Origin of the sequence: Hydrophilobacter chitinilyticus (genome assembly GCF_049860745.1) — a bacterium.
Taxonomy (GTDB): Bacteria; Pseudomonadota; Gammaproteobacteria; order Burkholderiales; family Burkholderiaceae_C; genus Rhodoferax_B.
On sequence record NZ_CP187561.1, the window covers coordinates 4,085,062 to 4,102,491 of the forward strand.

Here is a 17,430-nt window from a genome sequence, read left to right on the forward strand (position 1 = left end):
GTTGCCGCAAGACCCGGAGCCCATCCGAGGAATGCGGATGGGCTTAGCATTTTTCACACAGGAGGCTTCATGGACTCTTTAGCGAATGCAGTGATTCAAGGTCAAGGCGGGCGTCAAACACCCCAGCGCAAACCCAGCCGCGCCTTGTGGGCCAAGCGCATGGTCGGCCTGGCGATCGTGGTGTCTGGCGGCACCTTGCTCGCGAGCGACCTGTTCAGCGCTTTGGGTGCTGAACACGCGCGCCCGACGGTCGCGGTGCTGGAGCAGACCGCGCCATGAACCTGGCCACACTGGGCATGCGGCGCGTGGGCCAGGGCAGCCCCAGCCTGCCACAAGTGCACCGAAGCGTGGCGGTCCCTGCACATGCCGGTGGGGCCAGCAGTGCAGCCAAACGCATGCTGGCGTTTGCCGGGCCCGGCTACATGGTGGCCGTGGGTTACATGGACCCCGGCAACTGGGCCACGTCGATTGCCGGGGGCTCACAGTTTGGCTATGCGCTGCTGTCGGTGATCTTCATCTCGAACCTCATGGCGATGATGCTGCAGGCCGCGGCCGTGCGCTTGGGCCTGGCAGGTGGGCAAGACCTGGCGCAAGCCTGCCGACAGCACTTTCCGCCGGCCATCAACCTGGCGCTATGGGGGCTGTGCGAAGTGGCGATCATTGCCTGCAACCTGGCCGAGGTGCTGGGCATGGCGATTGGCTTGAACCTGCTGTTTGGCATGCCGCTGCTATTGGGCGTGGCGGTGACGGTGGTGGATGTGATGCTGATCCTGGCGCTGCAGAGCCGGGGCTTTCGCAGCCTGGAGGCGGTGATCATTGCGCTGGTGAGTGTGGTGGGCCTGTGCTTTGCGGCGCAACTGGTGTGGCTGCACCCACCCTTGGCGGCGGTCCTGGGTGGCTTCATTCCGCGCAGCGAAATCATCACCAACCCCGACATGTTGTACCTGGCGGTAGGCATCGTAGGCGCCACGGTGATGCCGCACAACCTGTATCTGCACTCGGCCATTGTGCAAACGCGTGAACACAGCCAAACGCCCGAAGGCACGCGCACCGCCATTCGCTTTGCCACGGCCGACTCCACCTTTGCGCTGGCCTTGGCGCTGTTTGTCAACGGCGCCATTTTGGTGGTGGCCGCAGGCGCCTTCAACCGCGCGGACGAAGAGCCCATCACCGAGTTGTCGCAAGCCTACGCGTTGCTGTCGCCCACCTTGGGCATTGGCATTGCGAGCGCGGTATTTGGTGTGGCGCTGCTGGCCTCGGGCCTGAGCGCATCGGTCACCGGTACCCTGGCTGGGCAAATTGTGATGGAAGGCTTTCTGGACATTCGCCTCTCGCCCGCCATGCGCGCTTTGTTGACACGCTGCATCGCCATCGTGCCGGCCATGCTGGCCGTGGCCTGGTACGGCAACGCCGGTGCGGGGGCGCTGCTGGTGTTCAGCCAGGTGGTCCTGAGCATGCAGTTGCCGTTTGCGGTGTTTCCGCTGCTGTGGTTCACGACGCGGCGCAAACACCTGGGCGCGTTTGCGTTTGGCTGGCCGATGACACTACTACTGTGGGGCGTTGCGCTGCTGATCGTGGTGTTGAATGTATGGATGCTGCAGCGGCTGATGATGGGCTAAGCCCCATCACAAGCGCTACAGAATTTCGCCATCCGACAATGAAGGCGTGAGCACCAGCCTCTGCGAGATCGCCGCGCACACTTCAAGCAACGGCTCCACGTACGCCTGTTCGGGTTGCGCCTTCTGGCGGAACAACAAAGTGCTCACACTGATGGCCGCCAGCGGTGTGCCCTGGCTGCCGCGTATCACCGCGCCAAAGCAGTGGATGCCGGGCTCGTTCTCTTCATCATCCACCGACCAGCCGCGTGCACGTGTGCGCTGTAGCTCGGCGCGAAATTTCGGCATGGTGGTCAGTGTGTGCGGCGTGAACTTGGGCAGCAACAAGCCGGTCAACTGCGACTCCAGCGCATCGTCTTCCAGCGCCGCCAAATACGCCTTGCCCACGGCGGTGGCGTGCATGGCCACGTGGGTGCCGATGCGGGAGCTCATGCGCACGGCGCTCGGGCTCTCCAGCTTTTCGATGAAGACCATGCTGCTGCCCTGCCCTACTTTGCCATTGGGCACGGCCAGGTGCACAGTCTCGCCAGTGAGGTCGCGCAGGCGCTTGAGTTCATCCACCGCCGCCAGACGCAGCTCTGACCGGCCCCAACTGTGGCTGGCCAGTTGGATCAAACGCGGCCCCAGCGCCAGCGTGCTGCCGTGCTGGCTTTCCACCAACATACGCTCGGCCAACAAACCGGCCACGATGCGGTGCACCGTGGGGCGCGGAAAGCCTGTCGCACGCACCAGGCTGGCAATGGTGACAGCCTCGGTCGCGTCGGCCACCAGTTGCAGCACCTGCATGAACTTGCCGAAGGCCGCGGTACCGGCCACGGCCGAGGTGTCTGCCGGCGCGGGCTTTAAAGAAGACTCTGACTTTTTGAGCATGTGCGGAATGATCGCTTGAAATCAGGTGATCATGTACCCACCATCCACCGGCAGGATCACACCGGTCATGAAGGACGCTGCGGGGGTGCACAAGAACACTGCGGCACGCGCCACATCGTCTGGTTTGCCCCAGCGCCCGAGCGGCGTGCGCGCCAAGATGGGGCCGGAACGTGCAGGGTCGTTTTGCAACGGCTTGGTCAGCGGTGTGTCGATCCAGCCTGGTGCCACGGCGTTGACGCGAATGCCATCAGGCGCATAGGCAATGGCCAACGACTTGGTGAGCTGTGCCACGCCGCCCTTGCTGGCCGAATAGCCCGGCACTAGGCCGCCGCCAAAGAAGCTCAGCATCGAAGCGGTGTTGACGATGCAGCCGCCCCTGGCCTTGAGCCGCTCGCGCGTGGCCGTGCACACACGCATGGTGCCGGTGAGGTTGACGGCCAGCACCTTCTCAAACACTTCAAGGTCGTGCTCGGCGCCGCGCTGGATGATGCCGGCGCAGTTGAACACGATGTCGAGTTGGTCAATGCCCTGCAATGCATCGGCCAGGCTTTCGGCAGAGGTCACATCGGCCTGGCGCACGTCGACCTTGGGCACCAGCGTGCCATCGCCCAGGCCTAGTCCCAAAGCAGTAACCTCCGCGCCCATCTCTGCCAATTGGTTGGCGATGACCGCGCCAATGCCTTGTGTGGCACCCGCCACCAATGCGCGCTTGCCTTTGAATAGATCGACCTGGTACGTCATGAACACATCCTCATTAGAAATTCGACTACAACTAACTTCTACTAAATTGATAGCTGCTTACGCTACAGACATATACGTCAAAGGCCTATTTTTCTTAAGCCTTTTAAGCCACTCACCGGATGAACTGGTTGGTGTAGTCCGCGCCCAAACCCACTTCTTCAAAGTGTTTGCGGCACATGTCGATCTTGGTGAAAACGTCTTCATAACCCATGCCTTTGCCCCAGGGGTCGGTGTAGTACATGACACCATTGACCTGAAAGTACGTGATCATTTCTTCCACGTCTTCGGGCACGTAGAGCGTGTGGGTTTCGCCTGGCGGTTCAAACACGTAGCTGCCCTCCACCGCCTCCCAGTCGTGCTCCAGGTAGCGCCAGCGGCCCTTCAACACAAAGCCGTGCACCGCCTGCGGATGGCGGTGTCGGCTCAGCACACCGGACTTGCGCACACGCAGCAGGTTCATCCAGTAGCCCTGGCTGGCGTTTAAACACAGCGGGCGAAACCATACGTTTTCGGCCTGCGGCACCCACAGGCGCTCGTCGGTAGGAATGGCCTGCGGTACCACGATCTCGGGCAAGGCATGCGGCGGATTCGGGTACTGATAGGGCATCAGCGGCTCGGCATCGGGGCGGTCGACTGGCATGGGCGGGCTCCTGAAATCGTCCATATTGTGGACATATTTCTATAATATGGACAAATTATAAAAAACCATGGCGACCACGTCGCTAGGGATTTCCCGTTGCCATCGCTCAGAGCACACAGGTTTGCACCATGCAAAAGAGGCCCAACGGGCCTCTTTGAAAAACAGCAAACAACGCTACCCGCGTCTAGCGGGCCGCCAGCAACAGCGCGTCGCCCGCTTGCGCATCGCGCGCCGACACCTTGAAGAACGCCACGGTTTGCACCAGGTCATCAGCCTGACCGCGCAAGCTGGAGGCCGCAGCGGCCATTTGCTCCACCAGTGCGGCGTTCTGCTGGGTGACCTGGTCGATCTGCGTCACCGCCTCGCCCACCTGCGCCACGCCCTGGCTTTGCTCAGAACTGGCCGCGCTGATCTCGCCCATGATGTCGGTCACGCGTTGAATGGACTGCACCACCTCGTCCATGGTGGCGCCCGCTTTGCGCACAAGGGTGCCGCCGTGGGTCACGCGGTCGGTGCTTTCGCCGATCAGCGTCTTGATCTGTTTGGCCGCTTCGGCGCTGCGCCCGGCCAGGCTACGCACCTCGCTCGCCACCACGGCAAAGCCACGCCCCTGCTCGCCCGCACGCGCGGCCTCTACGGCGGCATTCAGGGCCAGGATGTTGGTCTGGAACGCAATGCCGTCGATCACGCTGATGATCTCGGCAATCTTGTGGCTTGACTCGCTGATGGCCTCCATGGTGCTCACCACTTCGCGCACCACCACCCCGCCGTCTTTGGCCACTTTGGCAGCAGCCTTGGCCAGTTGATCGGCTGTCTTGGCGTTGCTGGCGTTGTGCTGCACGGTGGAGCTCAGTTGCTCCATGCTGGCCGCCGTTTCTTCCAATGCGCTGGCCTGGTTTTCGGTGCGCGACGAAAGATCGTGGTTGCCCTGCGCAATTTCAACGCTGGCAGTGGACACAGAATCCGACCCCTGGCGCACGCGGCTGACGATATGCCCTAGGCGCTGTTGCATGCCCGACAAGGTTTTCAACACCTGCGAAATTTCATCGTTGCCGCGAATGTCAGCCTGGTGGGTCAGGTCGCCCTCGGCGACCGCGTCCGACAAAGTCATGGCCTCGTTCAGCGAACGCGAAATCCCTCTGAGCAACAGCAGGCCGCTACCCACCGCCAGGATCACGCCCACCACAATAGCCACGATCGAGACTGTTACGATGATGCTGTACTGCGCCAACTCGTCCTTGTACTCCTGGGCGGCCACGTCGACTTGCAGCTGAATCAGCTTCTCAAGCAATTCGGTCACTTTGGGAGCTGCAGGCGAGACCTTGGTCTTGTAGATCTGCATCGCCTCGTCGGCCTTGCCTGCGCGCATGGCCTGACCGGCCGCCATTAGGCCGTCCTTGATGAAGGCGTCCGAAGCCTCTGTGTACTCCTTAGCCGTGCGCGCCTCCTCGGGCACCATCTCACTGGACGCATAAGCCTTCCAGTCCTGGCCAATCTTGTCTGTATTCTTGACCATCTCGTCCACACGCCGCTGCGCATTGGCCGGGTCCGGGTTGAGCAAGGTGTCCATCAGCAGCACGCGGTTGCGTGTGAGCAGATAGTTGATGTTCGACAACTGCTCCAGCGGCATTACGTTGTTCACGTACACCGAGTTCAGCGCTTGATTGGACGAACGTATGCCGTACAAACCGATGCCGCCCACCGCCACCAGCAGCAGGGACATCAAACCGATTAGAGCCAGCAAACGGGTCGAGATTTTGAGGTTGTTCATCGCAGATTCCAAGTAGGGCAGACCACTCAGAATCTATACCTCTATTGCAACCAACTCCAGCGTTATTAGGGCTGTTATCGGCTAAATAGCGACGCAATCACAACCCGTTTGTGTCGCCCGTTTCAATCTGCTTTCAACCCTGTTCTGTCAGGGCATTGACCACTGTTTCAGTTGTGTCAAAACCAGTTCATTCAGCCCACACCACCAGCCCACTCCAGGCCGTGCCGAGCACCACCAAACCAAACACAATGCGGTACCAAGCGAAGGGCACGAAGTTGTGGCTGGAGATGTAGCGCAGCAGCCAACGCACACACAGCCAGGCGCTGAGGAACGAGAACAGCAGGCCCACGGCGAACATCGGCGCATCTGCCATCGACAACAACGCGCGCTCTTTGTACAGGCTGTAGACGCCCGCACCGATGAGTGTAGGAATGGCCAGGAAGAACGAAAAGTCGGTGGCAGTCTGGCGTGACAGGCCTAGCAACATGCCACCGATGATGGTGGAGCCGCTGCGGCTGGTGCCGGGAATCATGGCAAAGCATTGCACCAAGCCGACCTTCAGTGCGTCGAGCGTGGTCATGTCGTCCACGCTGTGCACGCGCACCGATGTGGCGGGCCGACGCTCGGCCCACAGAATGATGAAGCCACCGATGATGAAGGTGCTGGCCACCACGATAGGGGTGAACAGGTGCGCCTTGATGACCTTGCCAAACAACAGACCTAGCACCACAGCCGGCAGAAAGCCGACGAAGACGTTCAACGCCAACTGTTGTGCCGAGCGCTGCGTGGGCAAAGCCAACACAGTTGTTTTGATCTTTTGCCAATAAACCATGATGACCGCCAGAATGGCGCCGGTCTGGATGGCAATGTCAAACACTTTGGCCTTGTCGTCGTCCAGCCCCAGCAAAGCGCCGGCCAGAATCAAATGCCCCGTAGATGAAATCGGAAGAAACTCGGTGAGCCCTTCCACAATGCCCATGATGGCCGCTTTGGTCAGCAATACGATATCCACACACGCTCCCTGGTTGAGTGCTGGCATTATGACCGGCGGGTTTGTACCTAGTACAGCCCATCCATACTTGTTTACAGCTCGTTTACAGCGCACCCCATGACTTTTCTTGAATCCACTGCACAGCAAACTGAAACCACCGGCGTGAGCCAGATCCTGCGTTACTGGCTGGGCGACGCACTCGACCAGCCCACCGGCTGGCCCAGCAACGAAGCGCTGCAGAAAAGCTGGTTCCAAGGCGGCCCCGAGGTGGACGCCGAAATCACCACGCGCTTCGGTCCTCTGGTGCAGCAAGCCATCAGCGGCGAGCTGCCCTGCTGGGAAGTGAAGCCGCTCCCGCGCCTGGCGTTGGTGCTGCTGCTCGACCAGTTCACACGCAACGTGTTTCGCGGCCAACCCAAAGCCTTCACCGGCGATACCCGTGCCCAGGCCTTGGTGTTGACAACTTTGGCGCAAGACCCAGAAACGCTGCACGCCATGCCGCTCGCCGGCCAGTTGTTTTGGGGCATGCCGCTGATGCACGCCGAAGATACGGACCTGCAGACCCAAAGCGTGGCCTACTTTGAAGCGCTGGCGGCTCGGGTGCCATCGAGCCTACAGGCGCGTGTGGAGCGCTCGGTCGCATCGGCCAAAGAACACCGCGACATCGTGGCGCGGTTTGGCCGCTTTCCGCACCGCAATGCGGTCATGGGGCGCACGTCCACGCCGGAAGAAGTTGAATTTCTGAAGAACGGGCCGCGCTTCGGGCAGTAAACCTCAGGTATTTAAGCGCGCCTGCCCCACCAGCCAATCTTCAAACACCGCCAGCGCAGGCCGCACCTCGGGCTGCACCGGCACCACCAGGTAGTAGCCGCGCTGGCCGCGCAACGGCCGGTCACACGCCACCACCAGGTCGCCACGGCGCAGCTCGTCTTCAATCAAGATGCGCGGCACCAGGGCAATGCCCAGGCCGTGGGCGGCTGCACTGGCCGTCATGGAAAACAACTCGAAGCGCGCGCCACTCAGCGGCTGGTGCGCCACCACGCCTTCAGCATCAAACCACTGGCGCCAGCCATCGGGCCGGGTGCTTTGCTGCAACAGCGGCAGCAAAGCAATGGCTTGGGGTGACAAGGGCTTGCCGCCGGGCAGCCAGCGCGGGCTGCACACGGGTACAACTTCTTCATCGAGCAAGCGCACGGCGCGTGTGCCCGGCCAGTTGGCCACTTGCTCGGCCGTGCCGGCGTAGAGTGCGGCGTCGAACAGGTTGTCGGCAAACAAGAAGGGACGCGTACGCGTCTCAATGTGCAGCATCAGATCAGGATGCAGCGCCGACAAGTCGGCCAGGCGCGGAATCAACCAACGTGTGGCAAACGTGGCCACGGCCGCCAGTGCCAGCGTGCCGCCGGCGCCTTGGCGTGCCATCACGTTCAAGGTGTCCAGCTCCAGCGCATCCAAACGGCCGCCCACCTGGCGCGCGTAGTCGAGCCCGCTTTCGGTCAGCGCCACGCCGTGCCGCGTGCGGCGAAACAACACCACGCCCAAGAATTCTTCGAGCGCGGCGATCTGGCGCGACACCGCGCCCTGCGTCAGCGCCAGCTCTTGCGCGGCACGGGTGTAGCTCTCGTGGCGCGCGGCCGATTCAAAACACAGCAAGGCCTGGGTCGATGGGATCTTGCGCTTCAAAATATGCCCAAAAGAAAGTTATGGCGCTGATTTTGCCCAAATTCAGCCCCATGAAATGCAAAACACTCATACCTTGGTGAAAAACTCTCGCTTGCCGAGTGCCTGCTAGCGGCATAAAGTCGCGGCAACTTTTTCCCCACTCTATTTCGAGGAGCACAACACCATGGCCAACGCAAAATTCAACTGGGAAGACCCGTTTCTGCTGGACCAACAGCTCACCGACGACGAACGCATGGTGCGCGACGCCGCCAACGCCTACTGCCAAGGCCGCCTGGCGCCGCGCGTTCTCAACGCCTTTCGCAATGAAACCACCGATGTCAGCATCTTCCGCGAGATGGGCGAAGTTGGCCTCTTGGGCCCCACCATCCCCGAACAATATGGCGGCCCTGGACTGAACTACGTGGCCTACGGTTTGATCGCACGCGAAGTGGAGCGTGTGGACTCTGGCTACCGCTCCATGGCCAGCGTGCAAAGCTCGCTGGTGATGGTGCCGATTTTTGAATTTGGCACCGAAGCGCAAAAGCAAAAATACCTGCCCAAGCTCGCCAGCGGCGAATGGATCGGCTGCTTCGGTTTGACCGAACCCGACCACGGGTCCGACCCCGGCAGCATGGCCACGCGCGCCATCAAAACCGCCAGCGGCTACAAGCTCAAGGGCAACAAGATGTGGATCACCAACAGCCCCATCGCCGATGTGTTTGTGGTCTGGGCCAAGGAAGTGAGCGAGAGCGGCGCCGTCGGCCCGATCCGCGGCTTTGTGCTGGAAAAAGGCATGAAGGGCCTGACCGCCCCCGCCATCCACGGCAAGGTGGGCCTGCGCGCGTCCATCACCGGCGAGATCGTCATGGACGACGTGTTTGTGCCAGAAGAAAACGCCTTCCCAGAAGTGCAAGGCCTGAAGGGCCCATTCACCTGCCTGAACAGCGCACGCTACGGCATCAGCTGGGGCGCCATTGGCGCGGCCGAAGACTGCTGGCACCGTGCCCGCCAATACGTGCTGGACCGCAAACAGTTTGGCCGCCCCCTGGCCGCCAACCAGCTCATCCAAAAGAAACTGGCCGACATGCAAACCGAAATCACCCTCGGCCTGCAAGGCAGCCTGCGCCTGGGCCGCATGAAGGACGAAGGCACGGCCGCCGTCGAGATCACCTCGATCATGAAGCGCAACAACTGCGGCAAGTCGCTGGACATCGCCCGCATGGCCCGCGACATGATGGGCGGCAACGGTATCAGCGACGAGTTTGGTGTGGCACGCCATTTGGTGAACCTGGAAGTGGTGAACACGTATGAAGGCACGCACGACGTGCACGCGCTCATCCTTGGCCGCGCCATCACCGGAATAGCGGCTTTTAACTGAGCGACGCCATGACGAGCACACCCAAAGAAGCCGCGCTCACGGGGCTCAAGGTCCTCGACCTTTCGCGCGTGCTGGCCGGTCCGTGGTGCACACAAATCCTGGCCGACCTAGGCGCCGACGTGGTGAAGATCGAACGCCCCGTCAGCGGCGACGACACGCGCCATTGGGGCCCGCCCTTCCTGAAGGACGCCGAGGGCCATGACACCGACCAGGCCACCTACTTCACTGCCTGCAACCGCAACAAGCGCTCGGTCACCATCGACATGGCCAAGCCCGAAGGCCAAGCCCTGTTGCGCCAGATGGCGGCGCAAAGCGACATCGTAGTGGAGAACTTCAAGGTCGGTGGCCTGAAGCAATACGGCCTGGACTACGAGAGCCTGCGCGCGGTCAACCCCAAGCTGATCTATTGCTCGGTGACGGGCTTTGGTCAGGACGGCCCGTATGCCGAACGCGCGGGTTACGACCTGCTGATCCAGGCCTCGAGCGGGCTGATGAGCATCACCGGCCGCGCCGATGGTGAACCCGGCGGTGGCGGCGTGCGTGTGGGTGTGGCGCTGATCGACATCTTCACCGGCGTGTACGCCTCCAGCGCCATCCTCGCGGCCTTGCAGGTGCGCCACCGCACGGGTGTGGGCCAGCACATCGACATGGCGCTGCTCGACGTGGGCATGGCTATTTTGGCCAACCAGGCGGCGGGCTTCTTGAATACCGGCGGCGTGCCGGTGCGCCAGGGCAACAGCCATCCCAGCCTGGCGCCCTACCAGGACTTCCCTACGGCCGACGGCGCCATGCTGCTGGCCATCGGCAACGACGGCCAGTTTGCGCGCTTTTGCGAGGCCGTGGGCCAGCCCGAGTGGGCGGCCGATCCGCGCTTTGCCACCAACACGCTGCGTGTGAAGCACCGCGAGGTGCTGATCCCGGCGATGGAAGCCGTGACGCGCACACGCAGCACGGCCGAGTGGGTGGCGTTGTTTGAAGACAAAGCCGTGCCCTGCGGCCCGATCAACAACCTGCGCCAGGCCTTTGACGACCCGCAGGTGCAGGCCCGCGGCCTGCGCGTGGAGTTGCCGCGCGAAGCCGGCGACGGCATCGCCAGCATTGCCAGCGTGGCCAGCCCGCTACGGCTGAGCGAAACGCCGGTGGTGCTGCGCCATGCACCGCCCGCGCTGGGACAACACACCGATGAAGTGCTGCAGGCCATGGGATTGAGTGCCGCCGACATCGAGGCGCTGCGCGCCGCCAAGGTGCTTTAAACCAAGCCTTCCACCAGCTTGGAAAGCGCCAGCGATTGCCAATAAAAAAGCGACCCGAGGGTCGCTTTTTTGAGTCCGCTTAACTTGCGTTAAGCAGCGGCCAGCAGGGACTTGCTGGTCTTGCGGCGGTTCACGCCTACAGCAGCACAGAAAGCCAAGCCCAACAAAGCCAACGTGCTTGGCTCAGGCACCTTGGAGGAAGGTGGTGGAGGCGTGGTCAAGGCCGCAGCCACGCCCAGCAGCTTGACGTAGTCGGTCGTACCCATAGCAGCGCCGCCGTAACCGGAGTTGTAGGCGCTGACCAGCCACCAGCTGGAGCTGTAGTCGCTGCTGTTCACGGTCTTGGCCGTGCCGACGGCGAGGTTTGCATAGTTGCTCACCAAAGACCAGCCCTTGGTCAGCAGTTGAGCAATCGTCAAACCTTGCAACTGAGTGGTGAAATCTGGTGTACCCGAACCGGTGTAGTACAGCAGGCTGATGTCAGAGTCGGTCGACTTCCAACCGATGGTCAGCGAAGACAAGTCAGCCTTGGCACTCCCAAAGTTCAGAGCGATCAGGTCGGTCTGGCCGTTGTTGTCCATGGAGTGGTCAGGAGACGTCACACCCAGGGTTTCCGTCTGGTTACGCACGCCGAAGCCATAACCGTTGTACAGCGCCAGATTGGCCGTGGCGTAGGTCGAACCCGAACCAGAGGTAGACCACGCGGTCAGCGCCACCGATTTGGAATCGCCGGCCACGCAGTTGTAGGTGTTGCCATAGTTGCCGGAGTTGGCCGCAGCTTGCGAGCAAGTCGACGAACTAAAAGACCAGGTCGAATCGGCAAAAGCAGCCGGAGCGAACGCAGCGCATGCGCTCAGCAAGGTCAATTGGGTAGCCCAGCGGGGGAAGTTGTTTTTCATAATGTGTCCCTTTGTTCTGGCTGCAACGGCGCGCCAACAAAATGATTCAAAAAGAAACAAGCCAAAATCGTGCCACCATCACAAAACTCAATAAATTCAATGCACTAGATCACTTTTAAGCTCAAAAATGTATGTTTATGTAAATTTAATCGACACATTTAAGAGCCATTCAAAAAGGGCATTTGCGCAAATCTAGTTCAACCAATTCAACGCAACGTTTTCAACAAACTCTCGGCCTCGGCGGTGTATTGCCACTCTCCCCCCGTGGCCAAAGCCGCTTCGACCTCTGTACGCGCTTCCCCCTTGCGACCCGTCTGCGCCAGTACCACGGCCAAGTGGTATCGGATGTTGGGGTTGGACGGTGCACGCAGCCGTGCATCGCGCAGCAGTTGCAGGGCCCGGTCAGTCTGCGCCGAGGTGCCGCCTTGCGCCGCCTGGAACAACGCCCATCCCAGTGTGTCGAGCACGTTGGGGTTACCTGGCTGTAGGGCCAGGGCTTTTTCGGCCGCCCGCACAGCGCCTGGGTCTTTCAAGCGCATGAGCACGTTGGCCAGATTGTTCAACGTGGCGAAATCGTCAGGGTTGTCGACAAGAATGGCTTCGTAGGCAATGCGTGCCTGCGCAAAGTTGCCCATGCGGGCATAGGTATCGGCCAATACGCCGCGCACGCGCTTGTCGGTGGGGTTGGCCTTGATCCACTGGTCGAGCAGTTGCAGCGCAGGCTTGCCGCTGTCCACCCCCATCATGGCGCCAAACAAGCGCAGCACGGTGTCGCTCGAAGGCTCCATCTGATGGGCCCGGCGGTAGCTGTCGGTTGCCGCAGCCGTCTGGCCGCGCGCCATCGCAATGTCACCTTGCAGGCTATAGCCCACAGCACGCTTCGGGGCCTGCACCAGAATTTGCTTGGCGGTGGTCTCTGCCTTGGCCAAGTCGTCCTGGCGCACATAGACCTCGGCGCGCATGGCCATCGCCGGCAGAAAATTCGGTTCGCTGCTCAAGGCCTTGTCGAGGCAGTAACTCGCGCCCGACACATTGCCGGCCGCGAGCTGCAGCAGCGCAATTTCGGTTTGCAGCGGCGCATTGAAGTCAGCCAAGCGGGTTGCCGAACTCAAGACCGCGCGCGTGCCGCCGGCGTCGCCATTGGCGAGTTGCGCGCGGGCATAGGCCAGCAGCACGGGAATGTCATCGGGCGCTTTGCCAGAAAGCACCTTGGCTACTTCCAGCGCCTGCGGCGCGCGTCCATAACGCAAATGCAGTTGAATCAAAGCCAGCGCGGGACGCAACTCACGCTGACCAGACACCGCATTGGCCTTGTCAAACCAGCGCACGGTTTCATCGGCTTGACCACGCCGGTCAGCCAGATAGGCCAGTTCCATCATGACGTCGACGTCGCGCTCGTTCGCTTTGAGCAAGTTGTTCAAGCGGGTCGCCGCCGCGTCGAAATTCTTGGTGTTGATGTCCAGCCGAGCCAATCGCAGCTGCGGCGCCATAAAGCCGGGATCAAGCTTTGCGGCCGCTTCAAAGGCCGCGCGTGCAGCCGCCTGACTACCTTTTTGGGCTTGCGCCACGCCCAGCAGGTTTTGCAGAGCAGCGCTGCCGGGTTGGCGCTTCACCAGCGCCTCGGCCACAGATACGGCCTTGGCCACCTGGCCGGTGCGCAGATATGAACCGACCAAAGCGGCCCCAGCGGCGATTTGATCCGGGTCTTTGCGGTAAGCGATTTCCAGTTGCTCGACACCATCCTGCACGCGACCGCTGCCCAGCATGCTCATGCCCAGTACCGTGCGCAGCGCAGGCTGATCACCTTTGGCCAATGCATCCTGCATCAACGACGTGGCCTTGGCGTTGTGGCCTTGCGCCATATGGGCAGATGCCAGCATGGTCAACGCCTGGCTGTCGGCCGGCTGAGCACGCACATAACCTTCGAGCACCTCGGTGGCGCGCACGACGTCACCGTCTTTGATGTAGATCTGCGCCAGCAACTTGGTTACCGGCGTGGTGCCTTGTGCCTTTTGAAAGGACTCAAGATAAGGCTTGGCTTTTTCCAGCTCGTTCAGGCCGTAATGGGCCAGACCGTTGAGCATCAGCAACTGTGGGCGATAGCGCACAAAGTCCAGCGGCACGGGGTCCAGAAAAGCCGTGACCCGGCGCAACTCGGCTGTGGCGGTTTTGACATCGCCAGTGCGCTCGGCCAGCAAAGCCTTGAGGTATGCCACCCGTGGTTCAGAAGGCGACAGTCGCTGCACCTCGTCCAAATCGGCCAGCGCCTCCGTGGTCTTGCCAGCGTCAAGCAGCAAGCCGGCCCGCGCCACGCGCGCCTCAATGTGTTTCGGATCGGCTTTCAGCGTGGCACTGTAGGCCGCCATGGCGCCCGCCAGGTCACCCTGCACGTGTAACACCGAGCCGCGCTGGTACTGCGCCTCTGCCGAGCCAGGCGACAAGCTGAGCGCGCGGTCCACGGCTTCATTGGCCTCTTTGAACTTGCGCTCACGAATGCGAATGGGCGCTTCGGTCATCCACGGCTCTGGCGAGCGCGGGTCGATGGCACGGGCCTCGTCCACCAGGCGCAGGGCTCCCCGGGTATCACCCAGATCAGAAGAGGCCGTGGCACGCAACAACAACATCTGCACTTGCACGCCGGTTGGCAAGCCTGAAGGGTTGAATTGGGTCTGGTCCAGCACCTGCTGCTGCTTGCCCTGGGCCACAAAGGCTTGGGCCAGCGGCACTACCACTTCGGCGCGGTTCACGCCCAGGCGCAACGCCTCGGTCAACGCCACTTCGGAGGCCACCACTTCGCCATTGGCCAGGAGCGCACGCCCCAGCAGTACCTGTACGGGCAGCATGGTGCGGTCGATCTGCAGGGCGTTTTTCAACTGAATGATGGCGCCCGGCATGTCTCGCTGCTCATAGCGGGTGAGCGCATCTTCGTAAAAACGCGAGGCTTTGCTGTCGGTCACCGCCATCACCGAGGCGGCCTGACAGGCCAGCAACACGGCCGCAGCCAAACGGCCAATCCTCAGAGGACGCTGAAAACTCCACATGAACAAGCCTTGTCTCCGAATGAAACCAAATGATGACAATGGTAACAATCGGCTGCGAACTTTGTACCCAGGTTGACCCCCTCCCGAGGTGGATCAGCCTCTGAGAAGAGCGATCTATGTGGGCTTCTGTGCACTAGTTCACGAGCCGTCCAGTAGCGAAACCCCTACCAGACGTTGATCAGCGGCTCGGCGTGACCCGAAATGTAACGTTCGTAGCCGCGCGCGCGCAGCTCACAAGCCGGGCATTTGGCGCAGCCATAACCCCAGGCGTGACGTTGGCTGCGGTCGCCTTGGTAGCAAGTGTGGGTGTGCTCGACGACCAGATCCACCAAAGTCTCGCCGCCCAGGGAGCGCGCAAGCTCCCAGGTTTGCGCCTTGTCGATCCACATCAGCGGGGTTTCGATCAGGAAGCGTTTGTCCATTCCCAGTGAAAGCGCCAACTGCATGGCTTTCATGGTGTCGTCGCGGCAGTCGGGGTAGCCCGAAAAATCGGTTTCACACACGCCGGTGACGATCACCTCCAGCCCACGCCGGTAGGCCAGCGACGCGGCCAAGGTCAAAAACAGCAGGTTGCGGCCCGGCACAAAGGTGTTGGGCAAACCGCTGTCGGCCATTTTGAATTCCATGTCGCGCGTCAGCGAGGTCTCACTCACCTGCCCCAACACCGCCAAATCGAGCAAATGGTCTTCGCCGAGGCGCGGCGCCCATTCGGGGAACTGGGCGCGTACTTGCGCCAGCACCTGCAAACGAGCGTCAAGCTCGACCACGTGGCGCTGACCGTAGTCAAAGGCCACAGTTTCCACGTGTTGGTATTTGGCCAGGGCCAAGGCGAGGCAAGTGGTCGAATCTTGGCCACCAGAGAATAGGACGAGCGCGCGGGTATGCATGGACCGGATTTTCGCTCGTTTGAAAGTCCGGTGACAAAGACAACATTGAAAAGCGCACTCGGCCAGCGCGCTAACATGTCAACGCATCGGAGAACGCCTTGACCACCCCCGCCCCCACCAACGTTCACATCAGCCACGCCAGTGTCGACGACCTCGCGGCGCTGACCCCCATGTTTGACGGCTACCGGCAGTTCTACGGCCAGCCCAGCGACCTGTATGTCGCCCGCGAATTCTTGCTGGAGCGCCTGCACAACAAAGAGTCCGTGATCTTCATGGCACGCGACGAAACCACCCAAAAAGCGATTGGGTTCACACAGCTCTACCCCAGTTTTTCATCCATCCTGGCGGCGCGTATTTTCATCGTCAACGACCTGTACGTCGCGCCGCTGGCGCGCGGGCACAAGGTGGGTGCCAAGCTGTTGCAGGCCGCCATTGCCTACGGGCGCGCGCAGGGTGCCAAGCGGCTGTCACTCAGCACCGGGGTGTTAAACAAACGCGCGCAGGCTTTGTATGAAGGGCAAGGCTGGGTCGCCAACACCCGCTTCCAGGCCTACGATCTGGCGTTGTAGCGCAGGCCCACCCCGCTGGATTAATTCAGCCGCACACCGCAGACCATATCGCCCGCGTCATTCGCTGGCACCGCGCGTTCGTTCTTTGCGTGCGACACGTCCACATCGCGCGGCAACTGCACACCGTTTTTCACGGCCAGAATTTCGGCCATCACACTCACCGCAATCTCGGGCGGTGTTTTGCTGCCGATGTAGATGCCGATGGGGCCACGCAGGCGCGTGAGCTGGGCATCGGTCTTGTCGAAGTGCTCCACCATGCGCTGCTTGCGCGCTTCGTTGTTGCGGCGCGAGCCAATGGCCCCCACGTAGAACGCGTCGGTCTCCAGCGCTTCGAGCAGCGCCAGGTCGTCCAGCTTGGGGTCGTGGGTCAGCGCCACCACACAACTGCGGCCATCGGGTTTGAAGGCGGTGACCACGTCATCGGGCATGTCGCTCACCACGGTGACGCCGGGCACCGACCAGGCGCTGCGGTACTCGTCGCGCGGGTCGCACACCGTCACCGCAAAGCCGCTGAACAAGGCCATGGTCGCCAGGTATTCGGTGAGCTGGCCGGCGCCAATCAGCAGCATGCGGTATTCGGGGCCGAAGGTGTTGAGCAAGTGGTCGGCCGTCAGGCTCAGCTCGGCTGGCGCGGGTGTGGGCAACAACTGCACCTCACCAGTCGCCAGGTGCACCTGACGCTGCACCAGTTGGCCAGCACCCAGCATACGCACCAGTGTTTCCAAACTGCCGGGGTCGGGGTCGTATTCCAGCAGCAGCTCCAGGGTGCCGCCGCACGGCAGGCCGAAGCGATGCGCTTCATCGGCGCTGATGCCGTATTTAACGAAACCCGGCGCGCCCTGCGGCATGCCTTCACCCTGGCTCTCGGCACGGGTGTAGCGAAAGATCAAATCGTCTTCAATACAGCCGCCCGACACCGAGCCCACCACCACGCCGTCATCACGCAACGCCATGATGGAGCCAATGGGCCGTGGCGACGAGCCCCACGTGCGCACCACGGTCGCCAGCAACGCACGGCGGCCAGCCACGCGCCACGCCAGCAGGGTGCGCAGCACCATCACATCTAAATTTTCCATCGCGGGGTCTCCTCACCGCATTTTCTGCCGTTTAGCTTG

16 protein-coding genes are annotated in these 17,430 nt (G+C 61.7%); 6 read left to right on the top strand and 10 right to left on the bottom strand.

Going from position 1 to position 17,430, the window contains the following annotated elements; all coding sequences use genetic code 11:
• Positions 1-69 precede the first annotated feature (69 nt).
• Positions 70-279 (top strand): hypothetical protein, encoded by a 210-nt coding sequence (locus ACPWMG_RS18125; protein WP_483300877.1) that lies wholly within the window; start codon positions 70-72, stop codon positions 277-279.
• Positions 276-1,619, top strand: a complete 1,344-nt coding sequence (locus tag ACPWMG_RS18130) for an Nramp family divalent metal transporter (protein ID WP_483300878.1) — start codon at positions 276-278, stop codon at positions 1,617-1,619. Before ACPWMG_RS18125 ends, ACPWMG_RS18130 begins: the two co-directional genes overlap by 4 nt.
• Positions 1,620-1,634: 15 nt before the next feature.
• On the opposite strand, the gene ACPWMG_RS18135 is transcribed toward ACPWMG_RS18130, so the two are convergent.
• From ACPWMG_RS18135 to ACPWMG_RS18155, 5 genes are all read right to left on the bottom strand, one after another.
• On the bottom strand, positions 1,635-2,486 hold the full coding sequence (locus tag ACPWMG_RS18135) for an IclR family transcriptional regulator (RefSeq protein ID WP_483300879.1): 852 nt from the start codon (positions 2,484-2,486) through the stop codon (positions 1,635-1,637).
• A 21-nt stretch (positions 2,487-2,507) separates the two neighbouring features.
• Entirely contained in the window at positions 2,508-3,227 is a 720-nt protein-coding gene (locus tag ACPWMG_RS18140) for an SDR family NAD(P)-dependent oxidoreductase (protein WP_483300880.1), read from the bottom strand.
• Between the two features lie 112 nt (positions 3,228-3,339).
• Complete coding sequence (locus tag ACPWMG_RS18145; protein ID WP_483300881.1) at positions 3,340-3,867, bottom strand: 2,4'-dihydroxyacetophenone dioxygenase family protein; 528 nt, start codon at positions 3,865-3,867, stop codon at positions 3,340-3,342.
• A 184-nt stretch (positions 3,868-4,051) separates the two neighbouring features.
• The gene (locus tag ACPWMG_RS18150) at positions 4,052-5,638 is read right to left on the bottom strand and encodes a methyl-accepting chemotaxis protein (protein WP_483300882.1); all 1,587 of its coding nucleotides are present in this window, start codon (positions 5,636-5,638) and stop codon (positions 4,052-4,054) included.
• Between the two features lie 187 nt (positions 5,639-5,825).
• Positions 5,826-6,650, bottom strand: a complete 825-nt coding sequence (locus ACPWMG_RS18155) for an undecaprenyl-diphosphate phosphatase (protein ID WP_483300883.1) — start codon at positions 6,648-6,650, stop codon at positions 5,826-5,828.
• A 96-nt stretch (positions 6,651-6,746) separates the two neighbouring features.
• Here ACPWMG_RS18155 and ACPWMG_RS18160 point away from each other — a divergent pair, with 96 nt between their 5' ends.
• Entirely contained in the window at positions 6,747-7,400 is a 654-nt protein-coding gene (locus ACPWMG_RS18160) for a DUF924 family protein (RefSeq protein ID WP_483300884.1), read from the top strand.
• Between the two features lie 3 nt (positions 7,401-7,403).
• On the opposite strand, the gene ACPWMG_RS18165 is transcribed toward ACPWMG_RS18160, so the two are convergent.
• Positions 7,404-8,309: a LysR substrate-binding domain-containing protein gene (locus ACPWMG_RS18165; RefSeq protein WP_483300885.1), complete on the bottom strand. Its 906-nt coding sequence runs from the start codon at positions 8,307-8,309 to the stop codon at positions 7,404-7,406.
• Positions 8,310-8,472: 163 nt separating this feature from the next.
• Between ACPWMG_RS18165 and ACPWMG_RS18170 the strand changes: the two genes are divergently transcribed.
• Both ACPWMG_RS18170 and ACPWMG_RS18175 read left to right on the top strand, forming a co-directional pair.
• Positions 8,473-9,666: an acyl-CoA dehydrogenase gene (locus tag ACPWMG_RS18170; RefSeq protein WP_483300886.1), complete on the top strand. Its 1,194-nt coding sequence runs from the start codon at positions 8,473-8,475 to the stop codon at positions 9,664-9,666.
• Between the two features lie 8 nt (positions 9,667-9,674).
• Positions 9,675-10,919 (top strand): CaiB/BaiF CoA transferase family protein, encoded by a 1,245-nt coding sequence (locus ACPWMG_RS18175; protein ID WP_483300887.1) that lies wholly within the window; start codon positions 9,675-9,677, stop codon positions 10,917-10,919.
• A gap of 89 nt (positions 10,920-11,008) precedes the next feature.
• Here ACPWMG_RS18175 and xdp1 read toward each other — a convergent pair whose 3' ends face one another.
• The 3 genes from xdp1 to queC form a co-directional block, all read right to left on the bottom strand.
• Positions 11,009-11,818, bottom strand: coding sequence for an exosortase-dependent surface protein XDP1 (gene xdp1, locus ACPWMG_RS18180; protein WP_483300888.1), 810 nt, complete (start codon positions 11,816-11,818; stop codon positions 11,009-11,011).
• Positions 11,819-12,024: 206 nt separating this feature from the next.
• A complete protein-coding gene (gene prsT / locus ACPWMG_RS18185; protein ID WP_483300889.1) occupies positions 12,025-14,859 on the bottom strand; it encodes an XrtA/PEP-CTERM system TPR-repeat protein PrsT in 2,835 nt (944 codons plus the stop codon).
• A 164-nt stretch (positions 14,860-15,023) separates the two neighbouring features.
• Positions 15,024-15,746 (bottom strand): 7-cyano-7-deazaguanine synthase QueC, encoded by a 723-nt coding sequence (queC, locus tag ACPWMG_RS18190; RefSeq protein WP_483300890.1) that lies wholly within the window; start codon positions 15,744-15,746, stop codon positions 15,024-15,026.
• A gap of 98 nt (positions 15,747-15,844) precedes the next feature.
• Here queC and ACPWMG_RS18195 point away from each other — a divergent pair, with 98 nt between their 5' ends.
• Positions 15,845-16,315: a GNAT family N-acetyltransferase gene (locus tag ACPWMG_RS18195; protein WP_483300891.1), complete on the top strand. Its 471-nt coding sequence runs from the start codon at positions 15,845-15,847 to the stop codon at positions 16,313-16,315.
• A gap of 20 nt (positions 16,316-16,335) precedes the next feature.
• On the opposite strand, the gene ACPWMG_RS18200 is transcribed toward ACPWMG_RS18195, so the two are convergent.
• Positions 16,336-17,391, bottom strand: a complete 1,056-nt coding sequence (locus ACPWMG_RS18200; RefSeq protein WP_483300892.1) for an XdhC family protein — start codon at positions 17,389-17,391, stop codon at positions 16,336-16,338.
• Positions 17,392-17,430 lie beyond the last annotated feature (39 nt).